We start from the raw sequence: 24,931 nt of genomic DNA on the forward strand, positions 1-24,931 counted from the left end.
ATATGAGACGAATTTGTGTAATAATCACGCTTTTTATTATGTACGCAAGTGTTATGCCGATTCCTACATATGCAAAAATGAATAGCAATGTGAGTGCTCGAAATGCAGTATTAATGGAACAACACTCTGGTCGTGTATTATACGGAAAAGCAGAGCATGAACCACAAAAAATTGCTAGTATAACAAAAATTATGACAGCATTGTTAGCTGCTGAATCAGGAAAGATGAAAGAACTAGTATCAGTTAGTAATGAAGCAGTACGAGTAGAAGGATCGGCAATTTATTTGAAACCTGGACAAAAAGTGAAGTTAGAAGATTTAGTCTACGGACTTATGCTTAGGTCTGGTAATGACGCAGCGCAAGTAATTGCTGAAAATGTGGGTGGGAGTATAGACGGGTTCGTATATTTAATGAATGAAAAGGCAAAAGAAATTGGAATGAAAGATACTCACTTTTCAAACCCTCATGGCCTGGATGGAGATGGATCACATTATTCGTCGGCTTATGATATGGCACTTTTAACGAAATACGCAATGGGGAACGAGACCTTTAAGAAAATTTTTGGGACAAAAACGTATAAATCAGATTCTTGGGATTATCCATGGAAGAATAAACATAAGCTGGTGACGTCTTATTATGAATTTGCAACAGGAGGAAAAACGGGCTTTACGAAGAAAGCGGGAAGAACGCTTGTTACAACGGCATCAAAAGATGGACTAGATTTAATAGTCGTAACTTTAAGTGCTTCTAGTGATTGGGATGATCATATGAATTTATTTGACAAAGGGTTTGAACGTTTCAAGCAAACAAAAGTTTTAGGACAAGGAGCACTCGCTGAAATAAATGAAAAGAAATATGCCAATCATGTTTATACGAAAAATAGTTTTTCTGTACCTTTAACAGAAGAGGAAAAAAAGAGCGTGGTATTAAAAGTTGAACTGGATACAAGTGTAAAACTTATGGACGGAGTAAAGGTTGGAAAGACAGATGTTTATGTTGGTAATGAGAAAGTTGGAGAACGGAATTTATTTTATAGTAAGCGGAAGTTAGTAGCTACAACAGGAATGTATTGGAATAATGTGAAAGAAATTTTTTCTTACATGATAGGTGTTGGGAACGATGGTTAATCTAGTCTGGGCAGCGATGGCGGTCATAGGGATTGTGTATGCCATGATAAACGGAACGATGGAAGAAGTAACTAAAGCTATATTTGAAGGATCAAAAGATGCGGTAACGATTTGTATAGGACTTATTAGTGTTTTAGTATTTTGGCTTGGTTTAATGAAAATTGCAGAGGAAGCAGGGTTGTTAAAGAAGTTAGTTACACTTTTTATGCCGATAGTAAAAAGATTGTTTCCAGAAATACCAAAGGATCATCCGTCAATGGGATTTATTCTATCCAATATGATGGCGAACTTTTTTGGATTAGGTAATGCAGCAACCCCCCTTGGTATTAAAGCGATGGAGCAACTGAAAGAATTAAATGGAGGAAAGGATTCAGCAAGTCGTTCTATGGTGACGTTTCTAGCACTAAATACATCTGCTATTACATTAATTCCTACTACTGTCATTTCGATTCGAATGACTTATGAATCAGCGAATCCTACTGAAATTGTTGGGGTAACATTCATTGCACAAGTACTCTCTATGATAGGAGCAATTTGGATTGACCGCTATTTTTACCGAAGAAGGAGTAGAAAGGGGCGGAAAAAATGAGTATTGTAAATACAATTTCATTATGGGTAATCCCTTGTGTAATCGGTTTTATCCTTTTATATGGCACGATAAAAAAAGTTCCGACGTATGAATCGTTCGTTGAGGGAGGAAAAGAAGGGATTCAAATTGCAGTTTCAATTTTACCGTTTATGGTTGGAATGCTTGTATCCATTTCGATTTTTCGAGCGTCTGGAGCGTTAGATGCGATGATATCTGTAATGAAGCCGATGTTAGACTTAATTCACGTCCCAGCGGAAATTGTTCCACTAGCACTTATACGTCCAATTTCGGGATCTGCTGGTTTAAGTATTACGACTGATTTAATTGCGACATATGGGCCGGATTCGTTTATTGGGAGATTGGCTTCCACGATGCAAGGGAGCACAGATACGACTTTTTATATTTTAACAGTATACTTTGGAGCTGTTGGGATTAGGAAAATGGGAGATGCATTAAAAGTAGGATTGTTTGCAGATTTAATCGGAATTATTTGCTCGATTGTGTTTGTTTCTCTATTGTTTCGGTAATACTATTCATTTTTTGTGCTATTTCGCTTATAATACGTATACGACCACTATTAACGTGTAGTTTAATAGTGGTTTTTTTATGTGGTATTTTTGACAAAATGATGAACTTTTATTGTGAGAAATATGAAAAATGTGGACAATAATAAAGGATAAAAACATGGTTTGACCTTTATATGTTTATTATCATCGCTATGTTGTTTAAGTGAGATAGAGTGAATAGCCGCAAAGCGTATGCGGTTGCCAAGTCTTTCTAATGTAAGGTAAGATAAATTCGAGGTGAAAAAAAGAAATGGAACGATTACAAAAAGTGATTGCACAAGCAGGTATTGCATCGAGAAGAAAGGCTGAGGAATTAATTCAGCAAGGAAAAGTGAAAGTTAATGGGAAAATAGTGAAAGAGTTAGGAACAAAAGTAACTCCTCAAGATAAAGTAGAAGTAAATAACATCCCTCTTGAAAAAGAAGAACCTGTTTATTTTTTACTATATAAACCAACTGGTGTAATTTCAAGTGTATCAGATGATAAAGGAAGAAATGTTGTAACAGACTTTTTCCCTGAAATTAGACAACGTTTATTCCCAATTGGACGTTTAGATTATGATACGTCTGGCGTATTATTGATGACAAACGATGGAGATTTCGCGAATGTATTAATGCATCCGAGATATAAAGTTGAAAAAACATATGTTGCGAAAATTAAAGGGCCATTAACAGGTGAAAAAATTCGCATGTTAGAACGAGGTGTTGCATTAGAAGATGGAAAAACAGCACCAGCAAATGTGAAAATTATTTCTTGGGACAAGCGTAAAGAGATGGCAATTGTACAATTAACGATTCATGAAGGACGTAATCGTCAAGTACGTCGTATGTTTGAAGCGTTAGATTGTAAAGTAGTGAAATTAAAACGTGAACGTTATGCTTTCTTAGAAGTAGGGAGCCTGCGACCTGGTGATGCAAGAGAATTGACACCACATGAGGTGAAACAGTTACGTGCGCTTGCTTCTACAAAGCCAAGATAAGCTATAGAGTTAAAATTTCACCAGTGGAGTGCTCTGCTGGTGATTTATTCAATACAACATTTACAGAAAATAATACATACATTTGTCGAAGAAAGGAGAGGCAATATGAAAAAAAATCGCTTATTATTTCGTGTAATCATTATGCTCATTTTATGTGGTGCTGTAGGATTTACACTCTATCAAGGATTTTTCGCTGATAAAGAGAAAATGAAAATCGGAAAAGAAGCACCAAATTTTGTTGTGACGGATTTAGAAGGAAAGAAAATTGAGTTAAAGGACTTAAAGGGAAAAGGGGTATTTTTAAACTTTTGGGGAACTTGGTGTAAACCTTGTGAAAAAGAAATGCCTTATATGAATGAATTATATCCAAAGTATAAAGAAAAAGGCGTTGAAATTATTGCGTTAGATGCAGATGAAACAGATATTGCAGTAAAGAATTTTGTGAACCAATATGGATTGAAATTCCCAGTTGCAATTGATAAAGGACAAAAGATTATAGGGACATATGGAGTGGGCCCATTACCGACAAGCTTTTTGATTGATAAAGATGGAAAAGTAGTGGAGCAAATTATAGGTGAACAAACGAAAGAACAGTTAGAAGGATATTTAAAGAAAATTACTCCGTAAGAAAGAAAGCCTTTACATACGAGGTGCATACCAATAGTGCCTCTGGTTTAAAAATTCTGAGTATTGCGGTAACTTGAGGTTAGAATATACAATAGTACATATAGATACAGGGGCGGTGAGAGTGTTGAAAGAAATTAAGTGTGAATGTGGACATGTTAATCCGATAGGAACCGTTTTTTGTGAAGCTTGTGGGAAACCATTTGAAAGCAATGAAAATGTAAAACTATTGGATATGCGCTATGAGGGGAGTGCTCGGAGATCTCTCACGCAAACAAAAACGATAGTCGATAAAATTTGGAGCTTTTTCTCTTCTGTAAAAGTGGGCGTATGGCTAATCGTAATTACTTTAGCTGCTTCAGCGATAGGAACTATTTTTCCGCAAGAAATGTACATAACTCCAGGGATTGCACCAGCTGAATATTATAAACAGGAATACGGATTTTTAGGGCAATTATACTATCAATTAGGATTTAATAATTTATACGGTTCATGGTGGTACATGATGTTAATTGCTTCTATAGGGATTTCACTAGTGATTTGTAGTTTAGATCGTGTCATTCCGCTTTATAAAGCTTTAAAAAAGCAAGGTGTAAAAAGACACCCAAGCTTTTTAAAGAGACAAAGATTATACGGGACTGGCACTCCGCAAGATGGTGACTTGGAAAGATTACAAATGAATTTAAAGAAAAGAAACTATAATGTAAAAGTGGAAGACGGAAATGTTTTAGCGGAAAAAGGACGTTTTTCACGCTGGGGTCCATATGTAAATCATATCGGTCTTATTATCTTTTTATTCGGTGCAATGCTACGTTTTTTACCGAGTATGTATGTAGACGAAGCACTTTGGTTACGTGATGGTGAAACGAAAGAAATACCAGGAACTGATGGACAATACTATTTGAAAAACGAAAAATTTATAAAGGAAGTTTATGATAAGAGTAAGGATAAAGAAGTTTATGATGAGGCAATTGATCGTGTTGGTGATAAAATGATTGCGAAAAACTTCCAAACGAATGCTGTATTATATAAAGCGGTAGGAGAAAATATAGCAGGAGAAAAACCGAAACTGGAAAAAGTAAAAGACGTGGAAATTCGAGTGAATGAGCCACTGAAATTTGATCGATTTGCTGTTTATCAAGTGGATTATAAAGAAAGTGAATTTAAAAGCATGTCTTTTAATTTACAAAATAAAGAAACTAATCAAAAGTGGGGACCGATTAAAGTAAATTTAGCGAATCCAACAGAAAAATACGATTTAGGAAATGGTTATTCTCTAGAGCTATTAAGTTATTTCCCAGATTTTTATTTTGATGAGAATGGAAAACCGAATACAAAAACGAAATTACCAAACAATCCTGCATTCGTATTTAAAATGTTTACGCCTGAGACGCCAGATGGTGAAGTGAGTTTTGTTGGTATTCAGCAAAATATAGAACCTGATGGGAACAATAAATATAAAATGTCATTCGCAGGTGTGGAAATGCAAAATGCAACAGCACTTACTGTAAGGAAAGACTTAACGCTTTGGATTCTCGGTATTGGAGGATTTATATTTATGGTTGGTGTGATTCAAGGTATGTATTGGAATCATCGACGTATTTGGATACAACGTGTTAATGATGAATGGTGGGTTGCAGGGCATACGAATAAAAATTGGTTCGGTTTAAAGAAAGATATTGAAAGAGTACTAGAAGGTACAGCAATTCCGCAACCAAATGATAAAGTAATTGATAAAAAAATTAGTTAAGGTGGGGAAACGATATGGTGCAAATAAGTAGTAACTTTCTCTTTACCGCATTTATTTTATATTTAATTGCAACTCTATTTTTTGGGGGAGCAATTAAAGAAAAGGGTCATAAATGGGCAAATATAGGAATAACAATCACAATTTTAGGATTTATTGCACAAACAATATATTTTATTACAAGATGGATTGCATCAGGTCATGCACCAGTTAGTAACTTTTTTGAATTTGGTACATTTTTCGGTATGATGCTTGTTGGGGCATTTATTGTGATGTATTTTATGTACCGCGTAAGTATAATTGGATTATTTGCATTACCAGTTGCGCTTTTATTAATTGCCTATGCAAGTATGTTCCCAAGGGAAATATCTCCGCTTATTCCATCTTTAAAAAGTAATTGGTTACATATTCACGTGACGACTGCAGCTGCAGGACAAGCGATTTTAGCAATTAGTTTTATTACGGGCGTGATGTATTTATTGAAAAATGTAGATCAATCAACGAAAAGTAAGCGTACATTTTGGCTAGAAACGGTAGTATTTACACTTGTTTGTACAGTAGGATTTATTGCGGTAACAACGGTATTCTCTAGTATGAAATATGAAGCGAAGTTTCAATGGGTTGATAAAAATGAACAACAAGTTGAGATGAAGTATAATCTTCCGGCTTTAGTTGGACCGCATGAAGGAAAGCTATTGACAGAAAATAAATTAGAGCCGACAGTTGAAGTTCCGGCGATTGTAAATGCCAAAAAATTAAATACTGTTATTTGGTCAGTGATAGTTGGAACGCTACTTTATATTGTATTAAGACTTGTTTTACGCAAACGAGTATCAGCGGCACTTCAGCCGTTAGTAAAAAATACAAATAGTGATTTATTAGATGAAATTGGATATCGTTCTATAGCAATTGGATTCCCAATATTTACATTAGGGGCGTTAATCTTTGCGATGATTTGGGCTCAAATCGCTTGGACACGTTTTTGGGGCTGGGATCCAAAAGAGGTTTGGGCGCTTATTACTTGGCTCTTTTATGCTGCGGTACTACATTTACGCTTATCAAAAGGATGGCATGGAGAGAAATCAGCGTGGTTAGCAGTAATTGGTTTTGCAATCATTATGTTTAACTTTATTGTAGTAAACTTAATTATCGCGGGTTTACATTCATATGCATAGAGAAATAAAATAGGAGAGTGTATGTCACTTTCCTATTTTATTTTTGTCAACTTTTCTTCTTTTTTGAGAAAAACATGACAAAGTAGCGGTTGATTTTGTAAAATGATGTCGAGGACATTATATACTGTTCAAAAAAAATACATAGTTTTGGAAAAAAATTGAACAAAATTTATTATTCTTGTGAAGCATAGTATGGGAAGTGAAACATTTAGAGGATTGCTTAAATAAACGAGAATAGCGCAACATAATAGTGTAGAAGGGTAGGTGTGAACCGTTGTTGTAAAAATACGCAGCGGGTAGAAATGGAAAATGAATCAAGAATTTTAATTGTAGATGATGAGGATCGTATCCGCCGTTTATTAAAAATGTATTTAGAAAGAGAACAATACACGATTGAAGAGGCAGATAATGGTGATACAGCTTTAGAAATGGCGTTACAAAATGATTATGATTTAATCCTATTGGATCTTATGATGCCTGGTAAAGACGGTATCGAAGTGTGCAAAGGGGTTCGTGAGAAGAAAGCAACACCAATTATTATGCTGACAGCAAAAGGTGAAGAAGTAAATAGAGTACAAGGGTTTGAAGTAGGAACTGATGATTATATTGTGAAACCATTTAGCCCGCGTGAAGTAGTGCTGCGTGTGAAAGCGGTATTACGTCGTTCTGTACCAACAACATTCTTTACACAAGATACAACGACAAAAGATGTTACTGTATTCCCGCATTTAACAATTGATAATGATGCACATCGTGTTACAGCAGATGGAAATGAAGTGAACTTAACACCAAAAGAATATGAATTACTGTTATTCTTAGCGAAAGCTCCTGATAAGGTATTCGATCGTGAGCAATTGTTAAAAGAAGTATGGCAATATGAATTCTTCGGAGATTTACGTACAGTTGATACGCATGTAAAGCGTTTACGTGAGAAGTTAAGCAAAAAATCACCAGATGCAGCGAAGATGATTGTTACCGTTTGGGGCGTAGGTTACAAGTTTGAGGTTGTGAACGACTGATGCTTTGGAGAAGTGTAGTAGGGAAGTTATGGATGACCATATTACTTCTCGTTTCGTTTGTTCTTGGATTTGTTGCGATTTTACTTTCACAGTTTTTTAGAACGTATTATGTTGATATGAGCGAAGCTAGACTTCAGAAAGTCGCGACAAGTGTTTCAGAGTTAATTGAAGAAGGTGCCGATGTAAAAACGATTGAAAATATCGCGTACAAATTCTCTGATCCACTTTCAAGGATCATTATTGTAGAAGATGGTAAGGAAATATCTTCTTCGCCGAAACAAGAAGGGTTAGTCACTCTTACAATGGATGATTTGAAAGAAGATAAAGAATTAGCGGCTGTTTTTACAGACAAAAAAGAAATTAAGAATAACATTAGAAAAGCTTCTAATAGTAGAAAGATTAAAAATACTGAAAATGATATTATGATCGTCGGGAAACCGGTGCAGTCAAAAAATCAAAGTGCTGTGTTCGTATATGAATCTTTACAAGTTCCGATACAAGGTATGGAGAGAACGACTGACTTCATTTTCTTATCAGCAGGTATTGCGATTATTTTAACAACGTTCTTCGCATTCTTCTTATCTACGCGAATTACAGCACCACTCCGAAAGATGCGTGAGGTTGCTTTTGAAGTGGCGCGTGGAAAGTTTGATGCGAAAGCTCCTATGGTATCTCAGGACGAAATTGGTGAGCTTGCAACGGCCTTAAATCAAATGGGTAAGCAGTTGAAGTTTAATATGAATGCTTTGCAGCAAGAAAAAGAGCAGTTAGCTAGCATTTTGAGTAGTATGGCAGATGGAGTTATTACGTTAAATCAAGAAGGTGAAGTTGTTGTTATTAATCCACCGGCTGAACATTTCTTACAAGTTTGGCAAGAAGAGAAAGAGATAGAGCTCAGTAAAAAACTACCTTCTGAACTTGTTGAACTATTCCATCTTGTTGTAGAAAGTGAGCAACAACAAGTTGTTGAAATTAATTTGCAAAAAGGGAACTACGTAGTTCTTATGACGCCGCTTTACAATCAAACGAAAATTCGTGGGGCTGTAGCAGTGTTGCGTGATATGACGGAAGAACGTCGTCTTGAGAAGATGCGTCAAGACTTTATTGCGAATGTATCACATGAACTTCGTACACCGATGGTAATGCTTCAAGGGTATAGTGAAGCGATTTTAGATGATATTGTGCAAACGAAAGAAGAAATTAATGAATTTGTTCAAATCATTTATGATGAATCTGTTCGTTTAGGTAAACTTGTAAATGAGTTATTAGATTTAGCGCGTATGGAAAGTGGTAATGTAGAGTTACATATAGGTGAAGTAGATATTCATCCATTTGTCGAAAAAATTGGTCGTAAATTCCAAGGGATTGCAAAGGATAAAGAAGTTGAACTAACAGTTGATTTCCGAAGTCCAATTGAACAATATCCGTTTGATGCAGACCGTATGGAACAAGTGTTGACGAATTTAATTGATAATGCAATCCGTCATACGAATGCAGGTGGGCATGTGACACTTGTAATTGATACGAAAAATAATGGCCTTACTTTCGAAGTGCAAGATTCAGGCGCAGGCATTCCAGAAGAAGATATTCCATTTTTATTTGATCGTTTTTACAAAGCTGATAAAGCAAGAACACGCGGGAAAAAAGGTGGAACGGGACTCGGGCTTGCGATTGCTAAAAATATTGTTCAAGGTCATGATGGGAAAATTTCTGTCACAAGTGTTGTTGGAGAGGGAACTACATTCTCTGTATATTTACCGAATCGTATAATTTAGATATGTGTTTTTAAGGTTGATAATGAATAAAGTTCTACTGTTGTTTATTTTTTTGTAAACTCAATTAAATAAATAATAGTAGGACTTTTTTTCTATCTTAGTCGAAATAAGAATAATAAGAGAGGTGCTGTGAAGAAATGAAATTATACACAAAGACAGGAGATAAAGGAACAACAAGTGTAATAGGTGGTAGGGTGGATAAAGATGATATTCGTGTAGAAGCATATGGCACAATAGACGAGGCGAATTCTCATATTGGATATGCAATGACTATGCTCCAAGATCAATCTTTTGGAGATATTTACAAAGAACTTGAAAATATTCAACATGAACTATTTGATTGCGGAGGAGACTTGGCGATAGTAGAACAAAAAATTCCTTATAAAGTGACAATCGAAATGGTTGAAAGTCTAGAAAGAAGGATTGATTTGTATATAGAAGAAGCACCACCATTAGAGCGCTTTATTTTGCCCGGTGGTAGCGGGGCGGCAGCTGCTATTCATATTGCGCGTACTGTTGTAAGAAGAGCAGAGCGCTCTATAGTATCGTTGCAAAAAGAAGGGAGAATAAATGAAGTCGTCCTAAAGTATGTAAATAGATTATCTGATTATTTGTTTGCGATAGCTAGAGTGATAAATGCTCGATTACAAGTAAAAGATGTGGAGTATAACCGCAGTGCATTAGTTTTTCGTGATAGAAAAGAGAAGGAAGTGGAGTGATTCACTTTCTATTTTCGTATACTTTTTTCTGTAATATACCAAAATAGAGAAGGTATGGCGGTAATTAGAAAACGGAGGATGTATATGAAAGTGTTAAAATATGGCGTCATGTTATTGGTTGTATTGTATTTATCTCAATTACATGTTTACGCAGAAGAAAATCGATGGACATGGCCTGTTGAAGGTCAGATAAGTGATTATTTTGGGACAAGGCATGGGAAACACTATGGTATTGATATAGCAGCACCGATCGGAGCACCTGTGACAGCTATTCAAGATGGTAGGGTGACAAAGTCTTATTATTCAAGTAGTTATGGAAACGTTGTATTTATTAAACATGGAGAATATGAGGCTGTGTATGCACATTTAAATAAGAGATATGTAGGCCAAGGGGATTATATTTCAAAAGGAGAAATACTCGGAGAAGTAGGAAATACAGGAGAATCGCGAGGTGCGCATTTACATTTAGAAGTTCATCAAGGAAGATGGACGATGGCGAAAAAGAATGCAATGAATCCATTGGTTGTTTTAAATGAACAAAGGAATGAAGTCGTCTCTTCATCATTATATGTCGTGCAAAAAGGAGATACTTTAGTCGGTATTGCACGGAAATTTAGTATGACGATTAAGGAAATTAAAGAAAAAAATGGGTTGCAGCAAGAGCAAATTTATCCAAATCAACAATTATACGTGAAGTAAAGGGACCGTCAAAACAGTATAACTTTTGAATAGATTTATTTTCTTTTTTGATAAGATTATGATAGTAAATGAATTTATATCGACGTTTCGACAAGGAATATCGATTTAACAACAAAATATAACAATAAGAGTAACCTATTCCAAATAGAAAACCGTCCCAAAAGATATTTTGGGACGGTTTTTTTTACCAAAAAATAAAGACACATATAAATCCAGAAATAGCTAAGTAGCTATATAAGTAAAAGACTTTTGTTCTTGTTTTCTCTTTTGTCCGGAACAGTACAATCGTCGGTTCAATTAAACCGATTGTCAGACAAAGTAGGCCAAGTAGCATACAGCCAATTGAAATAGAGTACAGGGCGATTTGTGGTGCTTGAAATGGAATCATCCATTTTAATAAAAATGCAATAAGTGCAGTGTAGCAAATGCTGCCGATGTATTTATTCAATGGTGTATTAGAACGAAAACCAGGAAGTTTTTTTAAGAAAGAGCGGGAAACAACTTCTGTTTGTAAAGATGTATGCTCTTCGATAATTTTTTGAGCTTCTTTTCCTTTTTGGAAAAGGGATAAAATCCAGTTTCGCTCGCCTTGAAAAATAAATTGAGAAGTTGTCAAATAGTGATCAACCTTCACTTTCTTCCAACTCTTCCATGGATGACGCTCACACAATTTTAATTTACTTTCTGTTTTTTTATCATACTGATAAATACTGATGCCATCTTCATCGAAAGCAGCATAGTATGTCCCGTTTGAGAATGTGCCTAAATCAATTGGACAGTAGAAAAGTAATTCTTTTTTTAAGTAAAAGTATTCTTTTCTTAAGTTTTTTTTCATTGCTTCTCGAACAGAATGTCTCTTTTCTTTCTTCATGACATTTCCTCCATAATTCAGAAAATGTTCTTATCTTAACAATTCAACATCTTATCACTTTTCATTATATATGACTAGGGGATTCATAAGAGAAATACCGAATAATAAAAAATATGGATTGTATTGTAAAATATTTTGCGATTTCTTTTAATTGAAAAAGTAAATAACTAATTTTAAATAAGTTACAATTTTTTAGTTCACAATGATATGAGGTTGTTGTATAATGAAGTGGAAAATAGAATATCGGTCTATCTTCGGGGCAGGGTGAAAATCCCGACCGGCGGTGATGAACTAGTTATAATTTTGTTCTAAGCCCGCGAGCCGTTAAGGCAGGATTTGGTGTGATTCCAAAGCCGACAGTATAGTCTGGATGGGAGAAGATGGAGGTTCAAGCGTTCAAAAAAGATATGTATTTGAACGTCTGTTTGATGTGCCTTAAATTCTCCCTTTGTGTAAAACACAAAGGGTTTTTTCATTCTATGAAAAAATAGGCATAGCAGAACCTTTCCACTTTCCATGAGATGATCGATGGAAAAGGAGAGAGAAAGATGAAACAAAAAAACAGTGTAGTGCAGATGGTGAGTGTAGCGATGCTAAGTAGTATTGCATATTTACTGATGATGTTGGATTTCCCGTTCCCAGGGCTTCCGCCATTTTTAAAAATTGATTTTAGTGATGTACCAGCTCTAATTGCAGCAATTATTTTCGGACCAATTGCGGGGGTAATTGTAGAGGCGATAAAGAATATTTTACATTACGGGATTCAAGGAAGTTTAACGGGAGTGCCAGTTGGAGAAATTGCTAACTTTATTGCAGGATGTTTATTTATTGGACCGGCAGCTTTCTTATTTAGAAAGTATCGTACTGTCAAGAGTTTAACGACAGGATTAATGCTAGGGACAATTACGATGGCACTAATTATGAGTGTATTGAATTACATCATCATATTCCCAGCTTACACTTGGTTTTTAAATTCACCAGCTATGTCTAGTGAGGCGATAAGAACAACAGTTGTAACGGCAATCTTACCGTTCAATTTGATTAAAGGTATTGTTGTGACAATTGTATTTGTAGCGTTATTCTCACGCCTGAAAGTATGGGTGTTTGCAAAAATGAAAAATGCATAAAATATAAAATAAAACCATTAGTAGTATGGAACTACTAATGGTTTTTTATTAAGTAGAATGAAAACAGAAAACAAAAAATACCCCTCATCAATATGAGGGGTATTTTTTGAAGTTAATAAAAGACTATTCGAATTTTAAAGAGTCGCCGTCAAATGATTCATCAGCAACTTTAATTGAGTCAGTTGGACAACCTTCGAATGCATCCATCATATCTTCAATTAATACATCTGGAATTTCAACGATACCTTGGTTATCGTCTAAAGTTACAAATGCAATACCTTCATCATCATAGTCATAAATGTCTGGTGCAGCAGCGCCACAAGCACCACATGCAATACAAGTATCTTTATCAACGATTGTATATTTTGCCATCTTTTTTCCCTCCTGATAATATGTATGTGAAAAGCTCGCCATAAAAATTATAATCTTATTGTAAAACGGTTTTTAAAACTTTTCAACATAAAATTATAATGATAATGCTTATCAATTGGGGTGTCAACTTGTTTTTGAATTATGTCATAAGATTTTCAAAATACGTAAATGCTATTTCGTTTGATACAATAGAATATATACAAGTATATGGTGCCAATATGATAAGTTTAATGAGTAACAGTAGACGGTGCCAATCATAGTAAAAAAGAATTGGGTTAGATTGGAAGGTGGAAGCGGTAATGCAACTACAATATACTTTATTGTATTGTTTAAAACAATTGAATGGTGAAAGAACCGTTTCTTCTATTTATTATTTGTTAAAAGGAAAACGTTCTTCGCAAACGTTACAAGATGGAAATATGTTCCGGATATCTTTTTTGTTTGGGATATACAAATCTTTAAATAGATCTAGCTATGATCAGGAAGTTGCAAAGTTGTTGCAAGCAGATTTTATTCAAGAAGTACATGAAAATACATATGTGTTAACGGCTACAGGTAAAGCACAGTTACATAAATGGGAAGATGCTTATGCGTTTCCAACTCATTTACATGGTTTGGATTATGGCGAATTAGGTGAAACGTTTTGGAAAAGATTATCACTAATTATTCAAACTATATCAAATTTACAACAGAATAATACGAAATTTATCCCGATTCAACAAGACACAGAAATAATGGTATGGGTGAAGTATTTTCTAACGGGAACACCATATAAGAGAAATGAATTGGCGAAAAGGTTATGGAAAGAAATATATACTATTCTAGAAAGAAGTAATGTGGTAGAAGCGACGATTGTAACATATCGACTAACAGGATATGAACGTATCGGCTGTACATTGCAACAATTAGCGGAAATTACGAAACAAGATATATTCAGGGTGTATTTTTTATTTTGGGGGACAATTCACTTCTTTATACAAGTAGTTCGCGATAAAGAAAATGAATTTCCACTATTAGCTGAAATTATATCTTATCCAAATGAAAGAGCTGAATTATTTAGTTTATCAACGAAAAAAACATATAATTTCTGGAGACAAGGGCGTTCTTTAGAAGAAATAGCGACAATTAGAAATTTAAAGGTTGCAACTATAGAAGATCATTTTGTTGAAATTGCTTTGCGGGAAAATGAATTTTCCATTGAGATGTTTATGGAAAAATACAAAATAGATAAAGTGAAAAAAGTAATTGAGACATTACAAACACGTAAGTTGCGTGTATTGAAACAAGCGGTCGGAGAAGATATCTCTTATTTTGAAGTCCGTCTTGTATTGGCGCGGATGGAGGGTATAAATGAAACTTGAGGAATATTTATATAAGTGGTTTGGATATTCTGAATTTCGTCCAGGACAAAAAGGGGTTATTACAGACATATTGGAAGGAAAAGATGTGATAGCAATGCTTCCGACTGGAAGAGGAAAATCTATGTGCTATCAACTTCCGGGCTTAATACAAGAAGGAACAGTACTTGTTGTATCACCATTACTATCTTTGATGGAAGATCAGGTTACACAATTAAAGTATGTTGTGAAAAACCGAGTAATTGCATTTAATAGTTTTCGGACATTAAATGAAAAAAGAGAAGCAATGAAAAAATTAGCTTCTTATAAATTTATTTTTGTTTCACCAGAAATGTTGCAATCGGAATTATTAATAAGAGAATTGAAGAAAGTTCATATTTCATTATTTGTTGTTGATGAAGCTCATTGTATTTCGCAATGGGGCTATGATTTTCGTCCGGATTATAAAAAGTTAGATCAAGTAATTGATAGCATAGGATCTCCTACGGTACTAGCATTAACGGCCACAGCGACAAAAGATGTACTGAGAGATATAGCAGAGAGTTTAAATTTAAAGAACGTCGAGCAGCATGTGTACTCTATTGATCGTCCAAATATTGCAATGGAAGTGCAATTTGTAGAGACGATAGAAGAGAAAAAAGAGGCGCTTTTGGACCAGGTAATGTATTTACAAGGACCAGGGATTGTATATTGTTCAAGTAGAGCGTGGACAGAACGTTTAACGGAATACTTACGAGGAAAAGGTGTTACTGGTGTAGCTTTTTATCATGGTGGCATGGAACATGAAGAGCGTATGTTAATTCAACAGCAGTTTATGAATAATCAGTTGCAGCTTGTAATATGTACAAGTGCTTTCGGTATGGGGGTAAATAAGTCGAATACGAGATATATTATTCATTTCCATTACCCGACTAATATAGCCTCCTATTTACAAGAAATCGGAAGAGCAGGAAGAGATGGTGAATCAAGTATAGCCATTTTACTATGTAGTCCGCTAGATCACGATTTGCCAATTTTAATAATTGAGGATGAATTGCCAAGTAAGTCACAAATACAATTTTTATTTTCGTTACTACAAGAAAGAATGTTTCAAACGAAAGAATTACGAATAGAAGATGTAGAGGGAATTTGTTATAATGCAGCAAGATTTAATGAACAATATTGGCGTTTCATCCGCTATCATCTCGAACAGTTTGGAATCATACAACAGCAAAAATTAATATTGGAGAGCTTGTCAGATGAAATAATGAACAGATTAATAGCCGAAGTAGAAATAAGGCTACGTAATAAATATAGTGAACTAGAAAATATGAAGTCATGGATACAGGTTAAAGGATGTAGACGTGAATTTTTGCTGCAACAGTTCGGTTATAGAAAAGAGAACGAGTTAAAAAATTGCTGCGACTATTGTAGTATTACAAAAACAGATTATAAAAAAAGACAAGCGCAACAATCGGATTTCGACTATAATTGGGAAACAGAGTTACAAAAGCTTTTTGGCCTAGAAAAGATGGAGGAATGATGAACATTCAAAGGCATAATATTGAAGATATGAGCCCGAAGGAAATAAGGCTGAATCTATATATAACACAGTTGATTATTATTGGTATTGGCTGTTTACTAGCGTATATATTATTTCAAGATACAAAAGCAGTGTATAGTCTGTGGAAATGGGAACCTGTGTCCATCCTTATAATAGGTGGCTTGTTAGCGATTGGTATTGTGTTATTAGATTATGTTGCGATGCGAGTATTTCCAGAGTCTTGGTTTGATGATGGTGGTATTAACGATAAGATGTTTCAAGGAATGTCGGTAATGCATCTACTCGTTATTACATTCATTATCGGCTTTGCAGAAGAATTTTTATTTAGAGGTGTCGTGCAGACTCACTTCGGAATTGTAATAGCGAGTTTAGTATTTGCAGTGTTACATATTCGGTATATCACAAAGCCATTTTTGTTTTGTTTCGTCTGTTTCATTAGTTTTGTCTTTGGTTATGTATTTGAATGGACAGGAAATTTGTTTATAACAATCTTTGCACACTTTCTTGTTGATTTTATAATGGGACTCCAATTAAGAAAATAAATGGAAGGTGGTGGTGAACAACATGAGGAAACGAATTCCTGATTTTGAAGAGGAATTAGAAGTTGAGCGAGTGGAAGAAAATGAAGGTTTACCGCCGCGTAGTGAAATTCATAGAAATAAAGAGAAAAAACAAAAGTTTAAAATGAATCACATTTTCGTCCGGGTTTTAACATTTCTATTTATATTGCTACCGATTAGTATTTTATGGTATACGGACAAATATATTCAGGTGAAAAGTGATAGTAATAATGCTGGGAAAAGTGCGTTTGAAGTAATTTTCTTTGATACAGCGAAATCTGAATCTCAGAAACAGTCTGAGAAAGTGGCGACGCATACGGTGAAAGAGGGAGAAACTTTAGAAAGTATAGCGCAGCAATATTTTTCAGATGAAAATGGGATTGAAGTAATTAAAAAGTATAATAATTTACAAGAAGATGAAGTGAGTGTTGGTCAAGAATTGAAAATTCCGATAAAAGATAAATCCACAAAGCAAGAGAGTTAGTAAAATAAGCGATTCACAACTTGTTCTAAAAATGGAGGATTGTCTTTATGAGGAGGGGAGTAAAAATATATGATATGGATAATATTATTGAGTACTCTCATATGCATCGGTATTATATTCCTTCTTGTAATGTATAAAGAAGCGATGCGTAATACTGTATTGGAACATACTTTAGTATTTAAAGAATTTCCGGAAAGTTTTCAAAAAGTGAATGTGTTTTTTATTTCTGATATTCATAGAAGAATCGTTTCAAGTTCGTTAATTGAACAAGTAAAAGGAAAAGTAGATCTCGTCATTATTGGTGGTGATTTAGCAGAAAAAGGCGTGCCCTTATCGAAAATTTCTGCAAATATACAAAAGTTAAGAGCGATAGCTCCTGTATATTTTGTATGGGGAAATAATGATTATGAGATTGAATACCATGAATTAGATGCTTTGTTATTAGAAAATAATGTGAAAGTTTTAGATAATACAAGAGTTGTATTTGAATCTGAATTAGGAGAGAAAATTTGCTTACTCGGTGTAGACGATGTTGGATTGAAACGTGATCGTTTAGATTTAGCCTTGGCCGATTGTAAAGAAGATGGTTTTCGCATTTTAATTAGCCACAACCCTGATATAGTAAAGAAAATGACTGGAAAAGAACAAATTTCACTCGTGTTAAGTGGACATACACATGGAGGGCAGATTCGATTATTTCCGTCTAAAAAACATTTAAAGGGTGGCGTGTATAATTATTCAAATATGACTCTCTTTGTTAGTAATGGGTATGGAACAACATTGATTCCACTTCGCTTTCGAGCACCTGCTCAAACACATATCATTACATTATGCGGAGGGAAATGATGCCAACTCTAAATGGAAAATATAATATAAAAGCTGTTTCGAATATAATTGGAATTCAGCCGAGTACGCTTCGGGCATGGGAAAGACGATATCAAGTTATTGCCCCAAAGCGAAATCAAGCGGGGCATCGTTTATATACAGAAGAGCATATTCAAATTTTGGAATGGTTAATGGAAAAGGTTTCTTCCGGTATGATGATTGGACAAGCAGTTCAGTTATTGGAAGGGAATCGTTCGCAGAGCAACATTCAAAAAGAATTACTTTATGATAAAGAAGTTGTTTTAGTGGACGATTTACTACAAGCTTTGTTAAAATTTGATGAAATTACAACTTCTGTATTATTAAACGAGGCTTTTAGTATATATTCAACAGAAAAGGTTGTTACAAGTATTATTCTTCAAGTGACTAACAAATTATTAATGTTAAAACATAATAATGAGATTACAATGGTGCAATTTCAATATGTAGTATCATTTTTACAAACCCGTCTAGGAATGGTGTACCATAATGCGTCATCATTTTCTTCCTTACACAAAGTTATTGTTTTGGAAAATAATATGTTGAAAGGGTTTGTTTTCTCAACGTATTTACGCTTAAAAGGATATGAGGCAATATATATTAGGACGAGTTTAGAGGAAGATGGTACTCTGGTAGCTGTTGAACAAATACGCCCAAAATATTTATTTGTATCTTTTGAAGAAGGACGAGAACTTAAAGAGGCGATGAATTTTGTTAATTTGTTACAAGAAAAAAGTAAGAACCTTTCTGTTGGACTTATAGGGGAAATAGGAGCTCGAGATCAGTTGAACAGGCAAACGATCCTAATCGGTGATAAGAAAGAAGAATGGGATGAATGGTTAAAAATGTCAGAATAGTTGTTCGAAAAGAACCATCTATTTTCTATTTCATATAATAAAAATTAGATTCATTGGTTACGTAGGGAGGGTATGAGATGAGGCTGGAACGATTAAATTACAATAAGATAAAAATTTTCCTAACATTTGACGATTTATCTGAACGAGGATTAACGAAAGAAGATTTGTGGAGAAATGCACCGAAAGTACAGCAATTATTTCGTGATATGATGCAAGAAGCAAATAAGGAATTAGGATTTGAAGCAGATGGTCCGATTGCAGTTGAAGTATTTTCTCTACAAGCACAAGGCATGGTTGTAATTGTAACGAAAGAACATCAAGAAATGGATACAGATGATGAGTTCCGTGACGAGTTTATTGAAATGCAAGTGACTCTAGATGAAAGCGAGCATATACTGTATGAGTTTGCTGCACTAGACGACATAATTAACCTGTCGAATCGCTTATATAACCTTGGTGTAACTGGCGGAAAGCTGTATATGTGGGATGGGCGTTTCTATCTTTGGATGGAAGAAGAGGAGCAAATTCAATTACTGAAAGCGGATTTTATAGCTATTTTAGCGGAATATGGTAATCCGTCTACAGCGACCATTTATCGTATAATGGAGTATGGTAAGGAATTAATGGCTTCTCAAGCAATCGAACAAATACACAACTATTTTGTGAAGAAAGAAAACCTCAGCTAATGTCGAATAGCTTGAGGTTTTCTTTTTATTTCGCCAAGGATAGTGAAATTGAAATTTTGAAAACAGAGCGATGAAATAAAGTTGATTGTAGCTGTTTGTTTACGTTTTTCTTTAGTAAATATATTCGTTTTTCTTTAGTAAATATATTCGTTTTTTTATACTGTAATTGATAAAACTAAAAAATATTTAAATATTTGAGTATTTTACTTTTCTAAAAGTAATAAAAGGACTATAATAATAGTGAAAACGCTTGCAACAGAAAATAGTTTGTATATATTTGTTAGCGTTTTCTATTGCATTCCAAATTTAAGGGTGTATACTAGGCAATGAAGGTTTACTAAACAAGTGAAATTACAGGGGGTTTACTTACTATGGTAGCCGAAAAGGGAACTCAAACAAAAACACAACAACAAAGGGAACAACATTTTGAACTATTGAATTCGACACAAATTGTTATTAGTGAAGCATTAGAAAAATTGGGTTATCCAAACGAAGTATATGAATTATTAAAAGAACCAATTCGTATGATGACAGTGAAAATACCAGTTCGTATGGATGACGGGACTGTTAAAATATTTACAGGATATCGTGCGCAACATAATGATGCTGTTGGTCCAACGAAAGGTGGAATTCGCTTCCATCCGAATGTAACAGAAAATGAAGTGAAAGCACTTTCAATCTGGATGAGTTTAAAATGTGGTATTGTTGATTTACCATATGGCGGAGGTAAAGGTGGAATCATCTGTGACCCACGTGAAATGTCATTCCGTGAGTTAGAAAGATTAAGCCGTGGTTATGTACGAGCAATTAGCCAAATCGTAGGTCCGACGAAAGATATTCCGGCTCCAGATGTATTCACAAACTCTCAAATTATGGCATGGATGATGGATGAGTATAGCCGTATTGATGAATTTAATTCACCAGGCTTTATTACAGGTAAACCGCTTGTATTAGGTGGATCACATGGACGTGAAACAGCAACGGCGAAAGGTGTAACAATTTGTATTCGCGAAGCTGCAAAAAAACGCGACATTGATATTAAAGGTGCACGCGTTGTTGTTCAAGGATTCGGTAATGCTGGTAGCTTCTTAGCTAAATTTATGCATGATGCAGGTGCGAAAGTAATTGCAATTTCAGATGCTTACGGTGCATTACATGATCCAAATGGATTAGATATTGATTATTTATTAGACCGTCGCGATAGCTTCGGTACAGTAACAAAACTATTTAATAATACAATTTCAAACAAAGAATTGTTAGAAATTGATTGCGACATTTTAGTTCCAGCTGCAATTGAGAACCAAATTACAGAAGAAAATGCTAATAATATTAAAGCGAAAATCGTTGTTGAAGCTGCAAATGGTCCAACAACATTAGAAGCAACTAAAATTTTAACAGATCGCGGAATTTTACTTGTTCCAGACGTATTAGCAAGTGCTGGTGGTGTAACAGTATCATACTTTGAGTGGGTACAAAATAACCAAGGTTTCTACTGGACTGAAGAAGAAGTAGAACAACGCTTAGAAAAAGTAATGGTAAAATCATTTGATTCTATTTATGAAACAGCACAAGTTCGCAAGGTGAACATGCGCTTAGCGGCGTATATGGTCGGTGTTCGTAAAATGGCTGAAGCAAGTCGCTTCAGAGGTTGGGTATAAAATATTATATCTTGAGAAAACGTGATTTCCTTTCGAGGGAATCACGTTTTTGTGTTGAAGTATTAAATGAGGTGGTGCATATGGGCAATGAAATGATGGAGCGAGTAGAACAATTAGAAGAGAAAGTTAAGGTGTTAGAGGGTGAACTTGCAAGAGCTAAAAGCGCTCAAAAAACAAGTATCGTTCGGATGTTCGGAGGAGGATTATTGTTTTTAATATTTGGCATGGTTATAGTAGGGCCAACGATTGCTTTTGTAATCTCGATTCTTACTTGGCTTGCTGAAAAATAAAATAAAAAATAAAAAGAACGCTTGTTCTACACGAACAAACGTGCTATACTCTCCTTAGATAAACAAAACGGAAATGATTTTAAGGAGAGATAAATGATGAAAATGACAGTAGACCAAAGATTTATGATGCCAGCAGATGTTGTGGAACGAGTGGAAGTATTACGAAACAAGAAAAGTAAGCGCGGCACATTATCACAATCAGTAAATAAATTTTTCGGTTTAGATACGAAAGAAGATTGTGTTTGGTTTTACGGTTTTTATGGAGTCGCTGTAAGTATTGTGTTATTTATGGTGTTCACATCAAATATTTTCGATTTTCTCTTCGCGTAAGAAATATGCTATAAGGACATTGCTACCGAATACATATATAAGGAAGTAAGGTAATCTTCTAAAGCGGGAGTTGGTAGTAATGGCGATGTTTCCTATAGAGCGTAATTATATTGGATATGGAAGTTCACGACCGGGCATTCCTCTTTCTAAAGTAAGGTTTATTGTAAGTCATGATACAGGAAATCCTGGTAGCAATGCGATAGGGAATCGAGATTACTTTAATGAAATACAACCGAAAGCTTCGGCGCATACATTTATAGATGACAAAACAATAATGGAAATCATCCCTATAAATGAAGTTGCATATCATGTTCGATATGGTGTGCCGACAGATAATGACTTATATGGTTATGATGCGAATAAGGCTGCCATTGGGGTGGAACTTTGTTATGGCGGTGATGTTAACTTTTGGGAAGCATATACTCGTTTTACTTGGTATCATGCGTATTTATGTCAAAACTTCGGCTTGAATCCGAAAAAAGATATCATATCACATAAAACACTTGACCCAGCTAGAAAGATTGATCCTGAAAATGTATTAGGAAAACAAGGTATTAAATTTCAGCAGTTTTTAGCAGATGTCTATCGGATGTATGTTTCGTTTAGATGACAAATATATGAAAAATGAATACAATAAAGATAGGTGCCTACTGCTGTAAGTAGGTTTTTTCTTGTTTTTATAAATAGTGCACAGGTAGAAGACTAGGAGTGAACCGAGTATGCAGAAAGAAACAGCTATCATAATTGGAGGCGGTCCGTGCGGTTTAGCAGCGGCAATTTCGTTGCAAAAGGTAGGGATAAATCCGTTAGTGATTGAAAAAGGAAACATCGTAAATGCCATTTATAATTATCCAACACATCAAACATTTTTCTCCTCTAGTGAAAAATTAGAAATTGGTGAAGTGGCTTTTATTACAGAAAATCGTAAGCCAGTTCGAAATCAAGCGCTTGCGTATTATCGTGAAGTAGTGAAGCGTAAATCTGTACGAGTGAATGCTTTTGAACGAGTGGAGAAAGTTCAAAAAGATGGAGAGATTTTTAAAGTTGAGACGATAAAACGTGACGGAAATAAAGAAATATATATGGCGAAATATATTGTTGTAGCGACTGGATATTATGACAATCCAAATTATATGAATGTTCCAGGTGAGAAACTGAAGAAAGTATCTCATTATTTTAAAGAAGGACATCCTTATTTTGACCGAGACGTAGTAGTAATAGGCGGGAAAAATTCAAGTATAGATGCTGCGTTAGAACTTGTTAAAGCAGGAGCGCGCGTAACGGTTTTATATCGCGGAAGTGAGTATTCGCCAAGCATTAAGCCATGGATTTTACCGGAGTTCGAGGCTTTAGTACGAAACGGGACAATTCAAATGCATTTCGGGGCTCAGGTGAAAGAAATAACTGAGCACACATTAACATATACGGTTGATGGTGAAGCATTTACAATCCAAAATGATTTTGTATTTGCGATGACTGGTTACCATCCAGATCATAGTTTCTTAACAAACATGGGTGTTCGGATTGATGAAGAAACAGGGCGCCCGATTTATAATGAGGACAGAATGGAAACGAACGCTGAAAATATTTTTATTGCCGGTGTAATTGCTGCTGGAAATAATGCAAATGAAATATTTATCGAAAACGGTAGATTTCATGGGGATGCGATTGCGCAAACTATTGCATCAAGAGAAGAATAAAAAAAAGCTGTCGAGAAAACTTCGACAGCTTTTTTTATTCGTGCATAAACATATTTTGAATTGTTTCATGAGAATTTGTATTCTCTAATGCGACTAATAATTTAATACGCGCTTTTTGAGCATTTAAACCGTATGTGAATACAATGCCCATATCTTTTAATTGTTTTCCGCCACCTTCATACGAATATACGTCTTGAACGATACCGTTGAAGCAGCGAGAAACTAATACGACAGGAATTCCTTTATTTATTAATCGTTCTATACTAGGAAGTGTTCTTGGAGGTAAATTACCTTGTCCAAGTGCTTCAATAACAATCCCGTCTACGGGAAGACTTTCAATTGCTGCTAGCAATGTATCATCCATGCCAGCGTATGCTTTTAGAACAACCACATTTTTAGAGACTTTGTTTACTGAATATGTTTCGTGATGTACTAAAGCATGATGGAAGACGACACCGCGTTTTGTTACCATACCAATGGGTCCATATTGCGGGCTTTGGAATGTCGCGACGTTACTTGTATGTGTTTTCGTTACATTTGTAGCGCAATGAATCTCGTCGTTTAATACGACTAGAACACCTTTTTTTGCAGCTTCATTACTGCTAGCAACTTTTACAGCGGATAAGAAGTTATATAGGCCATCAGCTCCCAATTCATTACTAGAACGCATTGCTCCTGTTACAACGATTGGGATAGTTGCTTGAACTGTTAAATCAAGAAAATAAGCTGTCTCTTCTAATGTATCGGTACCATGTGTAATGACTACGCCATGAATATCGTCTTGTTTTACTCTTTCATCAATGATGACTTGTAATTGTAGCATTTCGCTAGGAGTCATATGAGGAGATGGAAGATGGAACACGTCTTCGACAATTAAATCAACATCGCCTTCTAAATCAGGAATGAATTTTAAAAGAGGATTCTTTTCGCCTGGTTGTACAACCCCAGTTTCTTTATCTTCCTCCATTGCAATTGTTCCGCCTGTGTGTAAAACTAGGATTCTTTTCAATGCTTATACCCCTTTCAAGTTGAAAAATACATTTAGAACATAACATGTTTTGAGTAAATTCGACAATGAAAATGTATAAAAGCATGCTTAGAAAATGACAATAAAATGAATTACTATAAGTGTTTTGCGGTAAGCGGTTATTAGGTTTTGTTTATATAAATTTACAAAATTAGATGTGTAAGTATAGAGAGGGAGGAGTGATT

Annotated in this window: 27 protein-coding genes and 1 riboswitch; of the genes, 24 read left to right on the forward strand and 3 right to left on the reverse strand. The window is 35.0% G+C overall.

Going from position 1 to position 24,931, the window contains the following annotated elements; all coding sequences use genetic code 11:
* Positions 1-2: 2 nt before the first annotated feature.
* The 11 genes from dacB (at position 3) to MR065_RS13805 (ending at position 11,019) form a co-directional block, all read left to right on the forward strand.
* Positions 3-1,127, forward strand: coding sequence for a D-alanyl-D-alanine carboxypeptidase DacB (gene dacB / locus MR065_RS13755; protein ID WP_242214044.1), 1,125 nt, complete (start codon positions 3-5; stop codon positions 1,125-1,127).
* A complete protein-coding gene (spmA, locus tag MR065_RS13760) occupies positions 1,120-1,716 on the forward strand; it encodes a nucleoside recognition domain-containing protein (protein WP_242214045.1) in 597 nt (198 codons plus the stop codon). Before dacB ends, spmA begins: the two co-directional genes overlap by 8 nt.
* Complete coding sequence (gene spmB / locus MR065_RS13765) at positions 1,713-2,243, forward strand: spore maturation protein SpmB (RefSeq protein ID WP_002201161.1); 531 nt, start codon at positions 1,713-1,715, stop codon at positions 2,241-2,243. Before spmA ends, spmB begins: the two co-directional genes overlap by 4 nt.
* Positions 2,244-2,532: 289 nt before the next feature.
* The gene (rluB, locus tag MR065_RS13770; protein WP_097902347.1) at positions 2,533-3,261 is read left to right on the forward strand and encodes a 23S rRNA pseudouridine(2605) synthase RluB; all 729 of its coding nucleotides are present in this window, start codon (positions 2,533-2,535) and stop codon (positions 3,259-3,261) included.
* 105 nt (positions 3,262-3,366) lie between these two features.
* Positions 3,367-3,888, forward strand: a complete 522-nt coding sequence (gene resA / locus MR065_RS13775; protein WP_242214046.1) for a thiol-disulfide oxidoreductase ResA — start codon at positions 3,367-3,369, stop codon at positions 3,886-3,888.
* 121 nt (positions 3,889-4,009) lie between these two features.
* The gene (resB, locus tag MR065_RS13780) at positions 4,010-5,635 is read left to right on the forward strand and encodes a cytochrome c biogenesis protein ResB (RefSeq protein WP_242214047.1); all 1,626 of its coding nucleotides are present in this window, start codon (positions 4,010-4,012) and stop codon (positions 5,633-5,635) included.
* Positions 5,636-5,649: 14 nt separating this feature from the next.
* Positions 5,650-6,807 carry a cytochrome c biogenesis protein ResC gene (resC, locus tag MR065_RS13785; protein ID WP_242214048.1) on the forward strand — a complete coding sequence of 386 codons (1,158 nt, stop codon included), beginning with the start codon at positions 5,650-5,652 and terminating at the stop codon, positions 6,805-6,807.
* 302 nt (positions 6,808-7,109) lie between these two features.
* Complete coding sequence (gene resD, locus MR065_RS13790) at positions 7,110-7,826, forward strand: DNA-binding response regulator ResD (protein WP_000426862.1); 717 nt, start codon at positions 7,110-7,112, stop codon at positions 7,824-7,826.
* Positions 7,826-9,601 (forward strand): sensor histidine kinase ResE, encoded by a 1,776-nt coding sequence (gene resE / locus MR065_RS13795; RefSeq protein ID WP_097902343.1) that lies wholly within the window; start codon positions 7,826-7,828, stop codon positions 9,599-9,601. Before resD ends, resE begins: the two co-directional genes overlap by 1 nt.
* Positions 9,602-9,738: 137 nt before the next feature.
* Positions 9,739-10,320 carry a cob(I)yrinic acid a,c-diamide adenosyltransferase gene (locus MR065_RS13800; protein ID WP_242214049.1) on the forward strand — a complete coding sequence of 194 codons (582 nt, stop codon included), beginning with the start codon at positions 9,739-9,741 and terminating at the stop codon, positions 10,318-10,320.
* Positions 10,321-10,404: 84 nt separating this feature from the next.
* Positions 10,405-11,019: a peptidoglycan DD-metalloendopeptidase family protein gene (locus MR065_RS13805; protein ID WP_242214050.1), complete on the forward strand. Its 615-nt coding sequence runs from the start codon at positions 10,405-10,407 to the stop codon at positions 11,017-11,019.
* Between the two features lie 184 nt (positions 11,020-11,203).
* On the opposite strand, the gene MR065_RS13810 is transcribed toward MR065_RS13805, so the two are convergent.
* Complete coding sequence (locus MR065_RS13810; RefSeq protein ID WP_242214051.1) at positions 11,204-11,890, reverse strand: hypothetical protein; 687 nt, start codon at positions 11,888-11,890, stop codon at positions 11,204-11,206.
* 246 nt (positions 11,891-12,136) lie between these two features.
* Positions 12,137-12,276, forward strand: a riboswitch (FMN riboswitch).
* Positions 12,277-12,438: 162 nt separating this feature from the next.
* Between MR065_RS13810 and MR065_RS13815 the strand changes: the two genes are divergently transcribed.
* The gene (locus MR065_RS13815) at positions 12,439-13,017 is read left to right on the forward strand and encodes an ECF transporter S component (RefSeq protein ID WP_097902339.1); all 579 of its coding nucleotides are present in this window, start codon (positions 12,439-12,441) and stop codon (positions 13,015-13,017) included.
* A gap of 123 nt (positions 13,018-13,140) precedes the next feature.
* On the opposite strand, the gene MR065_RS13820 is transcribed toward MR065_RS13815, so the two are convergent.
* Complete coding sequence (locus tag MR065_RS13820) at positions 13,141-13,389, reverse strand: ferredoxin (protein WP_001151994.1); 249 nt, start codon at positions 13,387-13,389, stop codon at positions 13,141-13,143.
* Positions 13,390-13,688: 299 nt separating this feature from the next.
* On the opposite strand from MR065_RS13820, the gene MR065_RS13825 reads away from it, so the two are divergent.
* From MR065_RS13825 to MR065_RS13880, 12 genes are all read left to right on the forward strand, one after another.
* Positions 13,689-14,750 carry a YpbB family protein gene (locus MR065_RS13825; protein ID WP_242214052.1) on the forward strand — a complete coding sequence of 354 codons (1,062 nt, stop codon included), beginning with the start codon at positions 13,689-13,691 and terminating at the stop codon, positions 14,748-14,750.
* Positions 14,740-16,269, forward strand: a complete 1,530-nt coding sequence (locus MR065_RS13830) for a RecQ family ATP-dependent DNA helicase (protein ID WP_097902337.1) — start codon at positions 14,740-14,742, stop codon at positions 16,267-16,269. Before MR065_RS13825 ends, MR065_RS13830 begins: the two co-directional genes overlap by 11 nt.
* The gene (locus MR065_RS13835) at positions 16,269-16,832 is read left to right on the forward strand and encodes a CPBP family intramembrane glutamic endopeptidase (protein ID WP_098267213.1); all 564 of its coding nucleotides are present in this window, start codon (positions 16,269-16,271) and stop codon (positions 16,830-16,832) included. The genes MR065_RS13830 and MR065_RS13835 overlap by 1 nt, the downstream gene beginning before the upstream one ends.
* A gap of 22 nt (positions 16,833-16,854) precedes the next feature.
* Positions 16,855-17,334 (forward strand): LysM peptidoglycan-binding domain-containing protein, encoded by a 480-nt coding sequence (locus tag MR065_RS13840; protein WP_097902335.1) that lies wholly within the window; start codon positions 16,855-16,857, stop codon positions 17,332-17,334.
* 69 nt (positions 17,335-17,403) lie between these two features.
* Positions 17,404-18,180 (forward strand): metallophosphoesterase, encoded by a 777-nt coding sequence (locus MR065_RS13845; RefSeq protein WP_098989185.1) that lies wholly within the window; start codon positions 17,404-17,406, stop codon positions 18,178-18,180.
* Positions 18,180-19,055: a MerR family transcriptional regulator gene (locus MR065_RS13850; RefSeq protein WP_141436218.1), complete on the forward strand. Its 876-nt coding sequence runs from the start codon at positions 18,180-18,182 to the stop codon at positions 19,053-19,055. The genes MR065_RS13845 and MR065_RS13850 overlap by 1 nt, the downstream gene beginning before the upstream one ends.
* A 77-nt stretch (positions 19,056-19,132) precedes the next feature.
* Complete coding sequence (locus tag MR065_RS13855; RefSeq protein ID WP_242214053.1) at positions 19,133-19,741, forward strand: genetic competence negative regulator; 609 nt, start codon at positions 19,133-19,135, stop codon at positions 19,739-19,741.
* A 371-nt stretch (positions 19,742-20,112) separates the two neighbouring features.
* A complete protein-coding gene (gene gudB, locus MR065_RS13860; RefSeq protein WP_242214054.1) occupies positions 20,113-21,399 on the forward strand; it encodes a Glu/Leu/Phe/Val family dehydrogenase in 1,287 nt (428 codons plus the stop codon).
* Between the two features lie 80 nt (positions 21,400-21,479).
* Positions 21,480-21,689 carry a hypothetical protein gene (locus MR065_RS13865; RefSeq protein ID WP_242214055.1) on the forward strand — a complete coding sequence of 70 codons (210 nt, stop codon included), beginning with the start codon at positions 21,480-21,482 and terminating at the stop codon, positions 21,687-21,689.
* Between the two features lie 93 nt (positions 21,690-21,782).
* Entirely contained in the window at positions 21,783-22,019 is a 237-nt protein-coding gene (locus MR065_RS13870) for a DUF3961 domain-containing protein (RefSeq protein ID WP_242214056.1), read from the forward strand.
* A gap of 79 nt (positions 22,020-22,098) precedes the next feature.
* Complete coding sequence (locus tag MR065_RS13875; RefSeq protein ID WP_242214057.1) at positions 22,099-22,629, forward strand: peptidoglycan recognition protein family protein; 531 nt, start codon at positions 22,099-22,101, stop codon at positions 22,627-22,629.
* 109 nt (positions 22,630-22,738) lie between these two features.
* Positions 22,739-23,719 (forward strand): YpdA family putative bacillithiol disulfide reductase, encoded by a 981-nt coding sequence (locus MR065_RS13880; RefSeq protein WP_242214058.1) that lies wholly within the window; start codon positions 22,739-22,741, stop codon positions 23,717-23,719.
* Between the two features lie 34 nt (positions 23,720-23,753).
* Here the strand turns inward: MR065_RS13880 and ansA are convergent, their stop codons facing one another.
* Entirely contained in the window at positions 23,754-24,728 is a 975-nt protein-coding gene (gene ansA, locus MR065_RS13885; RefSeq protein ID WP_277927411.1) for an asparaginase, read from the reverse strand.
* Positions 24,729-24,931 lie beyond the last annotated feature (203 nt).

The sequence above is a fragment of the Bacillus cereus group sp. BfR-BA-01383 genome, from assembly GCF_022663495.1.
Lineage (GTDB): Bacteria > Bacillota > Bacilli > Bacillales > Bacillaceae_G > Bacillus_A > Bacillus_A cereus_AU.